Annotated in this window: 14 protein-coding genes; 3 read left to right on the top strand and 11 right to left on the bottom strand. The window is 67.1% G+C overall.

Going from position 1 to position 14,443, the window contains the following annotated elements:
* Positions 1-71: 71 nt before the first annotated feature.
* The gene (locus IDT60_RS07020; protein ID WP_191081381.1) at positions 72-761 is read right to left on the bottom strand and encodes a DNA-3-methyladenine glycosylase; all 690 of its coding nucleotides are present in this window, start codon (positions 759-761) and stop codon (positions 72-74) included.
* A 78-nt stretch (positions 762-839) separates the two neighbouring features.
* Here IDT60_RS07020 and IDT60_RS07015 point away from each other — a divergent pair, with 78 nt between their 5' ends.
* Both IDT60_RS07015 and IDT60_RS07010 read left to right on the top strand, forming a co-directional pair.
* Positions 840-2,387, top strand: a complete 1,548-nt coding sequence (locus IDT60_RS07015) for a DNA-3-methyladenine glycosylase 2 family protein (protein ID WP_191081380.1) — start codon at positions 840-842, stop codon at positions 2,385-2,387.
* Positions 2,384-2,905 carry a methylated-DNA--[protein]-cysteine S-methyltransferase gene (locus IDT60_RS07010; protein WP_191081379.1) on the top strand — a complete coding sequence of 174 codons (522 nt, stop codon included), beginning with the start codon at positions 2,384-2,386 and terminating at the stop codon, positions 2,903-2,905. The genes IDT60_RS07015 and IDT60_RS07010 overlap by 4 nt, the downstream gene beginning before the upstream one ends.
* 4 nt (positions 2,906-2,909) lie before the next feature.
* Here the strand turns inward: IDT60_RS07010 and IDT60_RS07005 are convergent, their stop codons facing one another.
* From IDT60_RS07005 to argC, 10 genes are all read right to left on the bottom strand, one after another.
* Positions 2,910-3,653: a maleylpyruvate isomerase family mycothiol-dependent enzyme gene (locus IDT60_RS07005; protein WP_191081378.1), complete on the bottom strand. Its 744-nt coding sequence runs from the start codon at positions 3,651-3,653 to the stop codon at positions 2,910-2,912.
* Between the two features lie 10 nt (positions 3,654-3,663).
* Positions 3,664-4,200, bottom strand: coding sequence for a pyridoxal 5'-phosphate synthase (locus IDT60_RS07000; protein ID WP_191081377.1), 537 nt, complete (start codon positions 4,198-4,200; stop codon positions 3,664-3,666).
* 203 nt (positions 4,201-4,403) lie between these two features.
* Positions 4,404-5,819 (bottom strand): argininosuccinate lyase, encoded by a 1,416-nt coding sequence (gene argH / locus IDT60_RS06995; RefSeq protein ID WP_191081376.1) that lies wholly within the window; start codon positions 5,817-5,819, stop codon positions 4,404-4,406.
* The gene (locus tag IDT60_RS06990; protein WP_191081375.1) at positions 5,820-7,025 is read right to left on the bottom strand and encodes an argininosuccinate synthase; all 1,206 of its coding nucleotides are present in this window, start codon (positions 7,023-7,025) and stop codon (positions 5,820-5,822) included.
* A gap of 93 nt (positions 7,026-7,118) precedes the next feature.
* Positions 7,119-7,658: an arginine repressor gene (locus IDT60_RS06985; protein WP_164201015.1), complete on the bottom strand. Its 540-nt coding sequence runs from the start codon at positions 7,656-7,658 to the stop codon at positions 7,119-7,121.
* On the bottom strand, positions 7,658-8,686 hold the full coding sequence (gene argF / locus IDT60_RS06980) for an ornithine carbamoyltransferase (protein WP_191081374.1): 1,029 nt from the start codon (positions 8,684-8,686) through the stop codon (positions 7,658-7,660). The genes IDT60_RS06985 and argF overlap by 1 nt, the downstream gene beginning before the upstream one ends.
* On the bottom strand, positions 8,683-9,963 hold the full coding sequence (locus tag IDT60_RS06975; RefSeq protein WP_191081373.1) for an acetylornithine transaminase: 1,281 nt from the start codon (positions 9,961-9,963) through the stop codon (positions 8,683-8,685). Before IDT60_RS06975 ends, argF begins: the two co-directional genes overlap by 4 nt.
* On the bottom strand, positions 9,960-10,913 hold the full coding sequence (gene argB, locus IDT60_RS06970) for an acetylglutamate kinase (RefSeq protein ID WP_164201021.1): 954 nt from the start codon (positions 10,911-10,913) through the stop codon (positions 9,960-9,962). Before argB ends, IDT60_RS06975 begins: the two co-directional genes overlap by 4 nt.
* 31 nt (positions 10,914-10,944) lie before the next feature.
* Positions 10,945-12,111: a bifunctional glutamate N-acetyltransferase/amino-acid acetyltransferase ArgJ gene (argJ, locus tag IDT60_RS06965; protein ID WP_191081372.1), complete on the bottom strand. Its 1,167-nt coding sequence runs from the start codon at positions 12,109-12,111 to the stop codon at positions 10,945-10,947.
* Positions 12,108-13,139 (bottom strand): N-acetyl-gamma-glutamyl-phosphate reductase, encoded by a 1,032-nt coding sequence (gene argC / locus IDT60_RS06960; protein ID WP_191081371.1) that lies wholly within the window; start codon positions 13,137-13,139, stop codon positions 12,108-12,110. The genes argJ and argC overlap by 4 nt, the downstream gene beginning before the upstream one ends.
* Before the next feature lie 173 nt (positions 13,140-13,312).
* Here argC and IDT60_RS06955 point away from each other — a divergent pair, with 173 nt between their 5' ends.
* Positions 13,313-14,404 carry an acyl-CoA desaturase gene (locus IDT60_RS06955; RefSeq protein WP_191081370.1) on the top strand — a complete coding sequence of 364 codons (1,092 nt, stop codon included), beginning with the start codon at positions 13,313-13,315 and terminating at the stop codon, positions 14,402-14,404.
* Positions 14,405-14,443 lie beyond the last annotated feature (39 nt).

The following is a 14,443-nucleotide window of genomic DNA, read 5'->3' as shown; positions in this document are numbered from 1 at the left end:
TCGCAAAAGACAGACCTACCATTCTACAACCATTTCGGTTAACGTGCCCGCCGGTCCCGCTACCTCCGATGTCATTCAATGTTCATATTTGCGCCGGTCTTCGCCTGCCGGACCTTCACGGCCTTATAGCGCGACACGGTGGGATCCCCCGGCAGCCAGAAACGCCACGGATAATCGGTGGAACCGCCGTCGCCGGCCACGCCCACCCTGGGTCCGGAACTGTAGACGGGCGCCGGAACCGCCGGGAGCTGCAGTTCGAAGGGCTCCGCCAGTGCGTCGCGTCCGCTGTCCGCAGTCGTGAGGGCCAGGGCTGTGGCGAGACGCGCGGGACCGCTCGCAAGGTCGACTGGTGATTTCGACGTCGGCCGCCGAACATGTGCGAGGTGCTGCCCCTCTACCACCTCGCCGGCCCGCAGCAGGACGGCGGATGCCGCGCCCGCCGGGCCGCAGACAAGGTTGGCGCAGTAGTGCATCCCGTACGTGAAGTAGACATAGAGGTGCCCTGCGGGCCCGAACATGGGGGCGTTGCGTGGCGTGGGGCCGCGGAACGTGTGGGACCCGGGATCCGGGTGCAGCGAGTCGCCGGGGCCCATATAGGCCTCCAGCTCGGTGATCCGGATGGCCACCGTCCCCTCGTGGCTGCTATGGCGGAGAACGGACCCCAGCAGCAGCGGAGCTATCCTCCGCGCATCACCGGACAGGAACTCGCGGAGCTGTTCCGGCGCCTGCTCCGGCCCGGTGGGACTGCTGCTGACGGTCATGCACCGACTCTACCGAACGCGCACGGCGATGTCCGATTTCCGCTAGCAGGCCTGGCCTGCGGCTGGCAGGATAGGGGGATGGACTTCTGGCAGCGCTACCGTGCGATCGACGCGCGGGACACCCGTTTCGACGGGCAGTTCTACACCGCTGTCCGCACCACCGGCATCTACTGCCGTCCGTCCTGCCCGGCCCGGACCCCCAAAGCAGCCAACGTCACGTTCTACGAAACCTCCGCCGCAGCGCACGACGCCGGCTACCGGGCCTGCAAGCGCTGCCTCCCCGAAGCGGTCCCCGGGACACCGGCATGGAACGTCAGGCAGGACATCGCAGGCCGGGCCATGCGCCTAATTAACGACGGCGTGATCAATCGGGACGGGGTGGAGGGTCTGGCCGCACGGCTGGGCTATTCGGCGCGCCAGCTGAACCGGATCCTCAGCCACGAACTGGGCGCGGGCCCGCTGTCCCTGGCCCGGGCCAGCCGCGCCCAGACCGCCCGCACGTTGCTGGTGTCCACGGCCATGAAGCTGGCAGACATCGCCTTCGCGTCCGGCTTCAGCAGCGTCCGGCAGTTCAACGACACCATGGTGGAGGTCTTCGCCATGACACCGACCGCGCTGCGGGCAACCGCCCGGCACCACCGTCCCGGAACGGCGCCCGTCGCCGCGACGTCTCTGACGCTAAGCCTGCCGTACCGCGAACCGTTCGATCCCGGCATATTTTCCTTCCTCGCAGTCCGCGCCATCCCCGGGATCGAGGCGGGGACACCGGCGTCGTACGCCCGTACCCTGCGGCTCCCGCACGGCGATGCCCGCTTCAGCGTGAATTACGACGGCGGCGCGCCGGGGCGGCCGCTGACCCTCACCATCGGCGCGGTGGACCTGCGCGACCTGCCGGCCCTGCTGAGCAGGGTGCGGCGGCTTTTCGACCTCGACGCCGATCCGGTCGCGATTGACAACGCCCTGGCTGCCGACCCCCGGCTGGCCGCCGCCGTGGCACGCGTTCCGGGCATGAGGATGCCCGGGGCCGTGGATCCGCAGGAGCTCCTCATCAGGGCCATGATCGGGCAGCAAATCACAGTGGCCGCGGCCCGGACGGCGCTGACGCAACTGTCCGCCGCCGGCAGTCCCAGCCTGGTGCCCGGCGACGGGCTGGACCGGTTGTTTCCCACCGCGTCCGAGATAGCGGATTCCGGCTACTCGCTGCTGCGCGGTCCGCAACGGCGGATTGACGCCCTCCGTTCAGCTGCCTCCGCCCTTGCCGGCGGCCGGCTGGATTTTGGCTACGGCGACGACCTGCCCGGGCTCGAGGCCAAACTTCTTCCGCTGCCCGGTGTTGGTCCCTGGACGGTGGGCTACGTTGCCATGCGTGTGCTCGGCGCCCCGGACGTGTTCCTGGCCAACGACGCTGCGGTCAGGAACGGCGTCCGCGCCCTCGCACTGGACGGCATCGGGCCCGGAGCCGGCACGCCGGGTTCCGGCGGTCATGCTCCGGATTACCGGGAAGTCAGCCCGTGGCGGTCCTACGCCACCATGCACCTGTGGCGCGCCGCAGCCGCGCCGAAGCCCCTTGTTCGGGAACCCAACGTTGTTCGTGAACCCAACGTTCCAGAGAAAGCGATGCCATGAAAGCCCAGCTGTTGACGATGTCCACCCCGGACGGTCCCTTCACCATCCTCGCCCGGGACGGCGTGGTCCTGGCTTCCGGCTGGACCGCCGAGCTTGGCAAGCTGACCGGGCAGATCCATCCCGACCTGCGCCCGGCCGAGGTAGAGGCCGTGACCGATTTGGGCACGATCTCACAGGCCGTGGAGGCTTTCTATGCCGGCGACCCCACACCCGCCATGGCGGTCCCCGTGCTGCAGAAGTCGGGGCCGTTCAGGTCCCATGCCTGGGATGTGCTGAGGACGGTGCGTCCCGGGGCGCCGGTGACGTACACCGAGTACGCTGATTTGTCCGGCAATCCCAAGGCGGTCAGGGCCGCGGCCAGCGCCTGCGCCTTCAATGCCGCGGCGTTGTTTGTGCCGTGCCATCGCGTGATCCGCACCGACGGCTCTTTGGGCGGTTTCCGGTGGGGGATGGCAGTGAAGGAGAGCCTGCTGGCGCGGGAGGCCACAGAAGGCCTGCTGGCCCGCGAAGCGGTGTAGCCCCCTACTTCGCTTCGGGCGTCCCGGCAGGCCAGGGCAACAGTTCCGGCAGGTCCACGCCGTCCGCAGCGGCCGATGCCCGGAGGCTGCCGAGTGACGGTTCGCGGCCGGCCAGCCAGGCCGCGATGTCCGTGATCATGCCGCTGATGACGGTGGACCGGCCGCCGTTGCCAAGGGTTACGGGCGGAAGCGCGAGTGGCTGCACCACCAGTTTGTCGCCCGGCGCTATCCTGGCCGACAGGAAGTCGAAGAGGTGCTCGCAGAATTGCCTGCTCCAGGTCTCCGGACCGTATCCAACATCCAGGTCGGCAGTATGGATGACGATTTCACGCCACAGCGCGAGCCCGCCGTCGAGCACCACTCCCCCGCGATAGGCGATGCGCGCCTGCCAGCGGGTTGTGTCTCCCGCCAGCGAATCAAAAGCCCCCAGGGCGCGGTCCAAGCCCGCCGCCAGATCGTCGCGGTGGGCGTCTGCACTGTGGCCTGCGGCCATCTCGATCGCCTTATTCCGTCCGTCCTGGCCTCCGTCGTACAGTTCAACGGTTTCACCGCGGGCCGCATATTCCAGTTGCCGGGCCATGGCATGGGAAATGCCTTCGAGATGCGCCAGGACGTGCCCCCTGGTCCAGCCCGGAAGCGCTGATGGCGCCTTGATGTCCTCATCGGTGAATTTCGCGGCGGTGGCGGCCACGACGTCGGCGGCTTTGTGCAGTTCGGCGAGCAGGGCATCCGGTGCAGGAGCGGTCATGGCGCCCATCCTAACCGAGCGGGATTCCGTCCGGGCCGAAGCGGTGCCGGATGTGCCGCCGGTCGTGGCGTGCCTGCCAGAACTCAAGTTCCGTTGGCCGGACCGCGTAGAGCTGCCAGTCCGGATTGTGGCTGCCGTCCGCTGCGGGCCGGGCATCCCAGTCTGCCGCCGACGCCTCGTCCGACAGCTCAACCACCGGGCCGGCAACCCGGACCTGGCGGCCCTGCCGGGGCCAGTAAAAGTTGAGGGCCGCACTCGGGTTGACCGTGAGTTCCCGGCCCTTCCGTGAGGTGCGGGACGTGGCGAAGTGCCAGCCGTCGTCGTCGATGTCCTTCAGGATCAGCATCCTGGCGGACGGCTGTCCGTTTCCGTCGGCCGTGGCCAGGCTGCAGGCGTGCGGTTGCAGCACGCCTGCAGCCAGCGCCTCCTGCAGCCACAGTTTGAACAGCGCCACCGGATCGGCAGGGGCCGTGGCGGGGTCGAAGTTAGGGAGGTTTTCAGGGAAGTCCGGAAGGGCACGCAGGTGGCTGCGGAAGGCGTCACTCATGGCGCAATGGTAGCCGACAGAGTTAACGCACCTTAACGCAAAACGTTCTCTCACTTAACGCAGGAAATTCGGCAACGCTCTCTCACTTTCTTGAAGAAAGTGAGAGAGCGTTGCCGGAAAACCCACATTAAGTCCCCACCGGCACCCTAGCCTCGCAAGCTCGGCCAGGGAACCCTGCCGGTGTGGGCCCCTTCGCGTGAGGGTTAGTGCGCGTACTCCCGGACGCCGGCGAGTTCGGCTTCCAGAGCAAGCAGCTGGCGTTCGACGGCGGCGGGTGCTGTTCCGCCCTGGGAGTTGCGGCTGTTGAGGGACCCCTCCGTGGACAGGACCGTGCGGACCTCAGGAGTGAGGTGCTCCGAAATGGCAGCGTATTCCTCGTCCGTCAGATCCCATAGCTCAACGTCCCGGCTTTCGGCCTGCTTCACGGCCGCTCCGGAGAGCTCGTGCGCCTCGCGGAACGGAACGCCCTGCCGGACCAGCCATTCGGCAATGTCCGTGGCCAGTGCGAAGCCCTGGGGTGCCAGGGACTCCATCCGCCCGGTGTTGAACTTCAGCGTCGCGATCATGCCCGAGACCGCCGGGAGTAGCAGCTCCAGGGTGTCGGCGGCGTCGAAGACCGGCTCCTTGTCCTCCTGCAGGTCGCGGTTGTACGCGAGCGGCAGACCCTTGAGCGTCGCCAGCAGCCCGGTCAGGTTGCCGATCAGGCGCCCCGCCTTGCCGCGGGCCAGCTCAGCCACGTCAGGGTTCTTCTTCTGCGGCATGATCGACGAACCTGTGGAGTAGGAATCGTGCAGGGTGACAAAGGAGAACTCCTTCGTTGCCCACAGGATGACTTCCTCCGAGACACGGGACAGGTCCACCCCGATCATCGAACAAACCCAGGCGAACTCGGCGAAGACATCGCGGGAGGCGGTGCCGTCGATCGAGTTGTGGGTTGCGGAGAAGAAGCCCAGGTCAGCTGCAACCGCTTCCGGGTCCAGCCCCAGGGAGGAACCCGCGAGGGCACCCGAACCGTAGGGCGAAACGCCGGCGCGCTTGTCCCAGTCCTGGAGCCGCTGCACATCGCGCAGCAGCGCCCAGGCATGGGCGAGCAGGTGGTGGCTGAGCAGGACCGGCTGGGCGTGCTGCAGGTGGGTGCGTCCGGGCATGGCCACGCCACGGTGCGCCTTGGCCTGGTCCACCAACGCCTCAATGGTGGCGAGGACACCGCGGGCGATGATCCGGGCGTGGTCGCGCAGGAACATGCGGCCCAGCGTGGCCACCTGGTCGTTGCGGGACCGTCCTGCGCGGAGCTTGCCGCCCAGCTGGGTACCGGCGCGCTCGATCAGTCCGCGTTCCAGTGACCCGTGAACGTCCTCATCGGACTCTGCCGGCAGGTAGGCACCGGAAGCAACGTCGTCGTCCAGCCGGCCCAGGGCGTCAAGCATGCCCTCGAGCTCGGCGTCGTCCAGCAGCCCGGCCTTGTGCAGCACGCGGGCGTGCGCCTTGGATCCAGCGATGTCGTAGCGGGCCAGCCGCCAGTCAAAGTGCGTGGACTTGCTCAGCGCCGCGAGGGCGTCGGCGGGGCCGCCGGCAAAGCGGCCGCCCCACAGTGCACCTTCGTTTGTAGCGGAAGCCACTTACTGACCTGCGACGCGAATATCGCGGCCGGAGGCAACCTTGGCGGACATGCCCCACAGCTCGATGAAGCCGCGTGCCATCGACTGGTCGAACGTGTCACCGGTGTCGTAGGTGGCGAGGTCGAAGTCGTACAGCGAGGTGTCGGAGCGGCGTCCGTTGACCACTGCCTGGCCACCGTGAAGGGTCATACGGATGTCGCCAGAGACGTACTTCTGGGTGTCCTCGATGAAGGCGTCGAGGGAGCGCTTGAGCGGCGAGAACCACTGGCCGTCGTAGACCAGCTCGGCCCAGCGCTGGCCAACAGTGGCCTTGAAGCGGGCCTGCTCGCGCTCGACGGTGATGTCCTCGAGGTGCTTGTGCGCGGTGATCAGCGCCATGGCGCCGGGGGCTTCGTAGATTTCGCGGGACTTGATGCCCACGAGGCGGTCCTCGACGACGTCGATGCGGCCCACGCCCTGGGCGCCGGCGCGGCGGTTCAGTTCCTTGATGGCCTGCAGCGGGGTGACCCGGACGCCGTCGATCGCTACCGGGATGCCGGCTTCGAAGGAGATGGTGACTTCATCCGGTGCCGGCGGGAATTCCGGGGTGGCGGTGTAGTCGTAGATGTCCTTGGTGGGGGCGTTCCAGATGTCTTCGAGGTAGCCGGTTTCGACGGCGCGTCCCCAGACGTTCTGGTCGATGGAGTACGGGTTCTTCTTGGTGGTCTCGATCGGCAGTCCCTTCTCCTCGGCGAAGGCGATGGCCTTGTCGCGGGTCAGGGCGAGGTCGCGGACCGGGGCGATGCACTTCAGGTCCGGGCCGAGGGTCTGGATGCCCACTTCGAAGCGGACCTGGTCGTTGCCCTTGCCGGTGCAGCCGTGGGCAACAGTCGTGGCGCCGAATTCGCGGGCGGCCTTGACCAGGTGCTTGACGATGACCGGGCGGGAGATGGCGGAGACCAGCGGGTAGTGGCCCTGGTAGAGGGCGTTCGCCTTCAGCGTCGGCATGCAGTACTCGTCGGCGAACTCGTCGGACGCGTCGGCGACGTAGGCTTCGACGGCGCCGCAGCCCAGGGCGCGCTGGCGGATGGTCTCCAGCGACTCGCCGCCCTGTCCGACGTCGACCGCTACGGCGATGACCTCGGCGCCGGTGGCTTCACCGATCCAGCCGATGGCTACGGAAGTATCAAGGCCACCGGAGTAGGCCAGAACAATACGCTCAGTCACGAAAATGCTCCTCTTATTGGGGGTTGGGATTTCTGTTCGGGAAATTCTTCTAGGGAAAGCCTGTCACAACGCGGGCGGGTCCGGAGCAGCGGGCTATTGCTGGCTGCCGCCTGCTTCTTCGGCCAGCTGCAGGAACCGGGCGGCGAGGTCCTGCCCGCCCTGCGGATCCCGGGAGACCAGCAGCACGGTGTCGTCACCGGCGATGGTCCCCAGGATGGACGGCATCACCGAGTGGTCGATGGCCAGGGCCAGGAAGTTCGCCGCACCGGGCGGGGTCCGGAGCACGGCGATGTTGGCCGATGCTTCCGCCGTGACCAGCAGTTCGCTGCAGAGCCTGGCCAGCCGGGCATCCAGGATTTCCTGGCTCACACCGCTTTTGGCCGCACGCTCGCCGCCTTCGCCAGGGACGGCGTAGACCAGCACGCCTTCCTTGCCGCGGACGCGGACGGCGCCGAGTTCCACGAGGTCCCGCGACAGCGTGGCCTGGGTGACCTGGACGCCGTCGTCCGCCAGCAACGCGGCCAGCTCCGCCTGGGAGCGCACCGATTCACCCGTGAGGATGGCGGTGATGCGCGCCTGGCGGGCGGTTTTGGTGGCCGGGCTGGAGCCCGGCGCAGCGGACGGAACGGACATTAGTACGTGCTCTCCCCGGTGCCTTCAACCGGAGCGAGGCCCTCTACAACGGCCAGCCCGGACCGGTGCATGAGCCACGCCATCAGCGCTTTCTGGGCGTGCAGCCTGTTCTCGGCCTCGTCCCAGACGATCGACTGCGGGCCGTCGATGACGCCGGCGGAGATCTCGTAGCCGCGGTACGCGGGCAGGCAGTGAAGCACGACGGCGTCATCCGCTGCGTGTGCCATGGCCGCCTCATCGACGGAGTACTCGCGGAACAGCTGCAGCCGGGCTTCCTTCTCGGCTTCCTGGCCCATGGAGACCCACGTGTCCGTGGCAACAACGTCGGCACCCTTGAGGGCCGCCGCGGCGTCGGTGGTGACCAGGACGGACCCGCCGGTCAGGGCGGCCCGTTCCTCTGCGGCAGCGACGATTTCGTCCGCCGGGAGGTAGCCTGCAGGGCCGGCGATGCGGACGTGCATGCCGGCGGTGACCCCGGCCAGCAGGTAGGAGTTGGCCATGTTGTTCGCGGCATCGCCGAGGTAGGCCATGGTCAGGCCCGCCAGCTCGCCCTTGTGTTCCTTGACGGCGAGAAGGTCTGCGAGGAGCTGGCACGGGTGGTAGTCATCGCACAAGGCATTGATGACCGGCACCTTGGAGTTTTCCGCCATGGCCACCAGCCCGGAGTGCGCACCGGTGCGCCACACGATGGTGGAGACCATGCGCTCCAGGACCTTCGCGGTGTCTTCCACCGATTCCTTGTGGCCGATCTGCGCCTCGCCGGGGTTGATGATCAGCGCGTTGCCGCCCATGTCGGCGATGCCGGTGGCGAAGGACACCCGGGTGCGGGTGGAGGTTTTGTCGAAGATGACAGCCACGGTCTTGCGGCCGTTCCCCTCCGCGGCGAAAGGCTGCACGCTGTACGGCGCCGCCTTCATCCGGACGGCAAGGTCCAGGACCTCAGCCTGCTCGGCCGGGCTGAGGTCGGTGTCCTTCAGGAAGTGGCGGGTGGTGCCGGCAGTGCCGGTGGAAGAGACTACAGGGGTCACTGCGCGTCCTTAGCTGTCTGGAGGAGGGCCGGCAGGACGGCAAGGAACGTGCCGGCCTGTTCCGTGGTGAGGACCAGCGGCGGGGCAAGCCGGATGGTGCGCGGTCCCGGGCTGTTGACGATGAACCCGGCATCCAGCCCGGCGGTCACAACAGCCTGAGCCACCTCGGCATCGAGGTCGAAGCCGATCAGCAGGCCTTCGCCGCGGACTTCCGTGACGCCGTCGACGTCGGCCAGCCCGGCGCGGAGGTACTCCCCCACCTTTGCGACGTTCTCCAGCACCCGCTGGCTTTCGATCGCGTGCAGCGTGGCCAGCGCGGCCGCCGTCGCCACCGGGTTGCCGCCGAAGGTACTGCCGTGCTGGCCTGCGGACAGGAGCGAGGACGTCTCGTCGCCGAAGGTGAGAAGCGCACCGATGGGGAACCCGCCGCCCAGGCCCTTGGCCAGGGTGATGGCGTCCGGAACGATTCCGGCGTCCTCGCTGGCGAACCATTTGCCGGTGCGGCCGATGCCGGTCTGGACCTCGTCCAGGATCAGCAGGGCGCCCGCCTTGGTGGTCGCCTCGCGGGCTGCCTTCAGGTAACCGGCCGGCAGGGGCCGGACGCCGGCTTCGCCCTGGATGGGTTCCAGGAAGACGGCGGCCACCGTCTCGTCGATGGCGGCTTCCAGCGCTGCGGCATCGCCGAACGGGATGTGGACCACGCCGCCGGGCAGGGGCTCGAACGGCGCCCGGTAGGCTTCCTTGGCTGTCAGGGCCAGGGCTCCCATGGTGCGCCCGTGGAAGGCTCCCTCGAGGGCGATGATTTTGGTCCGGGGCGCAGCGTCTGTACCCGCGTTCCGGCGTGCCAGTTTGAAGGCCGCCTCGACGGCCTCGGTGCCGGAGTTGGCGAAGAACACCTTGGAGCCGGCCGGGGCGTGCGCCAGGGCCAGCAGTTTCTCGGCCAGCGCGATCTGGGTGGGGCTGGTGAAGAAGTTGGAGACGTGCCCCAGGGTGGCGAGCTGGCTGGAAATCACGGACGTGACAAACGGGTTGGCGTGGCCCAGGGCATTGACGGCAATGCCACCAAGGAGATCCAGGTATTCCTTGCCGTCGGCGTCCCACACGAGGCAGCCGGCACCCCGGACCAGCACACGCTGGGGCGTCCCGAAAACACCCATCAGCGAGGTCGAGTAGCGGGCCAGCCACTCGGCGCCACTGGTGTGTCCCGAGGTTTCGACCAGCTCGGTGACCGGGGTGTCGGTTAGTTCAGCCACGGGGGTTTGCTGGATTTCGTTCATGCATTCACCTCTTCGTCGGGGACGACCTGCGTGCCAATGCCTGCGGTCGTGAAAGTTTCCAGGAGCATGGAGTGCGGCAGCCTGCCGTCCACGATGTGCGCGCGTTCCACTCCGCCGTCGATGGCTTTGAGGCACGCTTCCATCTTCGGGATCATTCCTGATTCGAGGGACGGCAGCAGCTCGCGCAATTCCGTAGCCGTCAGGGAGGAGATGAGTGAGGACCTGTCCGGCCAGTTGGCGTAGAGGCCTTCGACGTCGGTGAGGATCACCAGTTTGGATGCTCCGAGAGCTTCGGCCACGGCAGCCGCTGCCGTATCGGCGTTGACGTTGAGGACCTGACCGGTGGTCTGGACCTCGCCGGCCGCTGTCTCGCCGTCGGACTCGATTTCCGGGGCCACCGTGGAGATGACCGGGATGCGGCCCGCGGCCAGGATGTCCAGGATGCCCTCCGGGTTCACGCCCACCACTTCGCCCACCAGGCCCAGGTCCACTTCCTCGCCGTCGATGACGGTTCCGGTGCGGACGGCCTGAAGCAGGCCGCCGTCTTCGCCGGACATACCCACTGCGTAGGGCCCGTGGGAGTTGATCAGGCCAACCAGTTCGCGGCCCACCTGGCCGGTGAGGACCATGCGGACGACGTCCATGGCCTCGGGAGTGGTGACACGGAGTCCGCCCTTGAATTCTGACTCGATGCCCAGGCGCGCCAGCATCGAGTTGATCTGGGGTCCGCCGCCATGGACCACCACGGGGTGGATGCCCACATGGTGGAGGAAGACCACGTCTTCGGCGAACGCACGCCGCAGCTCGTCGTTGACCATGGCGTTGCCGCCGTACTTGATCACCATTGTGGTGCCGGCAAAACGCTGGATCCAGGGCAGCGCCTCGATCAGCGTGCCGGCCTTGCTTTGGGCATCACTCATGGACGTGGTCTCGCGGGTCTGGGTGTTCATGCTGCAGGTATCTCCAGGGTTGCCGGCGGATCTAGCTTGAGTAGGCGCTGTTCTCGTGGACGTAATCATGCGTGAGGTCGTTGGTCCAGATGGTCGCCTCAGCCTTACCGGACTGCAGGTCGATCTCTACCAGGACTTCGCGGGGTTCCAGGTTCACCAGGTTGCGGTCGTCACCGATGCTGCCGTTGCGGCAGATCTGGATGCCGTTCATGGCCACGTTCAGCTGGTCAGGTTCGAACACGGCGTCCGTTGTGCCCACGGCCGACAGCACGCGGCCCCAGTTGGGATCCTTGCCGAAGATTGCCGCCTTGAACAGATTGGACCGGGCCACGGAGCGGCTGACGGTTTCAGCGTCGCGCTCTGTTGCTGCGTTGAATGTGCGGATGGCGATGTCGTGGCTGGCACCCTCGGCGTCCCCGATGAGCTTGCGTGCCAGTTCCGCGCAGACCTTGGTCAGCCCCTCACCAAAGGCTTCGGCGGACGGAACTGCCCCGGACGCGCCCGAAGCCATCAGCACCACGGTGTCGTTCGTGGACATGCAGCCGTCCGAATCAGCCCGGTCAAAGGTGACGCGCGTGGCGTCGCGGAGGACGACGTCGAGCAGTTCGGGTTCCACCACGGCGTCAGTGGTGAGGACCACCAGCATGGTGGCCAGCCCGGGCGCCAGCATGCCGGCTCCCTTGGCGATCCCGCCGATGGTGAATTCCTGGCCGTCTGCATCAGAGCCGATGAACAGCGCGGACTTCGGCACGGAGTCCGTGGTCATGATCGCGGTGGCTGCCTCCGGGCCGCCGTCGGTGCTCAGGGCCGCGGATGCGGCCTCAATGCCCGGCAGGATCTTGTCCATGGGCAGCTGCTCGCCGATCAGGCCGGTGGAGCAGACAAAAACGTCCGTTGCCGAAATGCCGAGGACCTTTGCCACCTTCTCTGCGGTGCTGTGGGTGTTCTGGAATCCCTGGGGACCGGTGCAGGCGTTGGCACCCCCGGAGTTGAGCACCACGGCGTCCACCCGGCCGTCCGAAACTACCTGTCGGGACCAGTGGACGGGGGCAGCTGCCACCCGGTTGCTGGTGAAGACGGCGGCTGCCGCCTTGGAGGGGCCATCGTTGACTACCAGGGCTAGGTCCGGATTGCCGGATGCCTTGAGGCCGGCGGTGACGCCGGCGGCCCGGAATCCCAAGGGGGCGGTAACGGTCACGGGGCAACTCCCTGCAGGTTGAGGCCGGCCATTTCAGGCAGGCCAAGAGCAATATTCATGGACTGCACAGCGCCGCCGGCAGTCCCCTTGGTGAGGTTATCAATGACACACGTGACGATCACGCGGCCGGCGTGTTCATCCAGCGCCACCTGCATGGCTGCATGGTTGGACCCAACAACGGACTTGGTGGCGGGCCACTGCCCTTCCGGAAGCAGATGGACAAACGGTTCGTCGTCGTAGGCGTCCATCCAGGCCTGGCGGAGCTCCGCGGCTGCAGTGCCCGGCTTGACCTTGGCGGTGGCGGTGGTGAGGATGCCCCGGCTCATCGGTGCCAGCGTGGGGGTGAAGGAGACAGTGACGCGTTCGCCGGCGGCATTGGAGAGTCCCTGTTCCATCTCCGGCGTATGGCGGTGGCCGCCGCCCACTCCGTAGGGACTCATGGAACCCATGACCTCAGAGCCGATCAGGTTCACCTTCGCAGCCTTGCCCGCACCCGAGGTGCCGGAGGCGGAAACGATGACAACGTCGTCGGGCTGCAGCAGGTTGGCGGCAAACCCGGGTGTCAGCGCCAGCAGGGCCGACGTCGGGTAGCAGCCGGGAACGGCGATCCGGGTGGCACCCTTGAGTGCGTCACGCTGACCCGGCAGTTCCGGCAGGCCATAAGGCCACGTTCCGGCGTGCGCGGAGCCGTAGAACTTTTCCCACGCGGCCGCATCCTCGAGCCGGTGGTCTGCGCCGGCGTCGATGACGATGGTGCCTTCGGGGAGTTGCGCCGCGATCTCGGCGGACGCACCGTGCGGCAGCGCCAGGAAGACGACGTCGTGGCCTGTAAGGTTTTCGACCGTGGTGTCTTCGAGGATGCGGCTGGCGAGCCCGAGCAAGTGCGGCTGCAGCTCGCCCAGGCGGGAACCTGCATTGCTGTGCGCGGTGATGGCACCGATGGTCACATCCGGATGGCCCGCAAGCAGGCGCAGGACTTCTCCCCCGGCGTAACCGCTGGCCCCGGAGACGGCAACAGAAATAGTCATGCACTGAATCTTACAGCAAAACTATTCATTACGCCCGATATTTATGCATACATCTCCTCGTGCTTTGAGGAGCCGGCCGGACACCCGGGCGTATGCTTGATGAGGGTGATCCTGACCGTGCAGACCGAATGTCGGCTGCAGCGTTGCCCGTAATAGTTACGAGGCCCCGCTCCATGTCCACCACTTTCCCCGCAGCTGAGCGCCCTCAATCGCGTGTCCGGAAGCCCAACGCCGTTGTCCTGAGCTACTCGGAGCTGCTGAAGACCGTCAAGGCTGAAGGCCTGCTGGAACGCCGCGTCGGCTTCTACATCACCTTATTCTCCAGCCTTGTCCTGCTGATGACGGCGGCCTGGTTCGGCTTCGCCCTGATCGGTGACAGCTGGTTCCAGCTCCTCATTGCCGCAGCCGTGGGCGTCCTCTGCACCCAGCTGAGCTTTCTGGCGCACGAGGCAGGGCACCGCCAGATCTTTGCGTCCCGCCGAGCCAATGACTGGACCGCCCGTATCCTGGCCACCTCGGTTGCCGGCATGAGTTACTCCTGGTGGGAGCAGAAGCACGGCGCCCACCACAACCACCCCAACGTCATCTCCAAGGATCCGGACATCGCCCCCGGCCCCATCGCGTTCCACACCGAAGCCGTTGCCGACCGCCAGGGCCGGTTCTCGTTCCTGACCCGCAAGCAGGGCTGGTTCTTCTTCCCGCTCCTGTTCCTGGTTGGCCTGGGACTCCAGATTGACTCGGTCAAGTTTGTCTTCCGCCGCGCCAAGGTGACCCACCGCTGGGTGGAACTGCCCATCCTGCTGGTCCGCCTCAGCGCCCTGCCCGTCCTGGCTTTCACCTTCCTGCCGCTGGGAATGGCGTTCGCGTTCATCGGTGTGCAACTGGCCGTCTTCGGCTTCTATATGGGCGCTTCCTTTGCGCCGAATCACAAGGGCATGCCCGTCCTGCCGGCAGACAGCCGGGTGGACTTCTTCAGCCGCCAGGTCCTGACCTCCCGGAACATCTCCGGCGGCCGCTTTATGGACATCCTCCTCGGCGGCCTGAACCGCCAGGCCGAGCACCACCTGTTCCCGGACATGGCGCGGCCCCAGCTGGACAAGGCCGCCAGGATCGTCCGTGAGTACTGCACAAAGCACCAGGTTCCCTACACGGAAACCACGCTCCTCCAGTCCTACGGCATCATCGTCCGCTACCTCAACAACGTAGGCCTCTCCGCCGGACGCCACTTCGAGTGCCCCATGGCCACGGTGACCCGGCGCTACTAGCGCCGGCTGAACACTTCGCGACACCCCGCATGACCTGAA

The sequence above is a fragment of the Pseudarthrobacter sp. BIM B-2242 genome (assembly GCF_014764445.1).
Taxonomy (GTDB): domain Bacteria; phylum Actinomycetota; class Actinomycetes; order Actinomycetales; family Micrococcaceae; genus Arthrobacter; species Arthrobacter luteus_A.
This window is presented reverse-complemented; position numbering and strand designations above follow the sequence as displayed.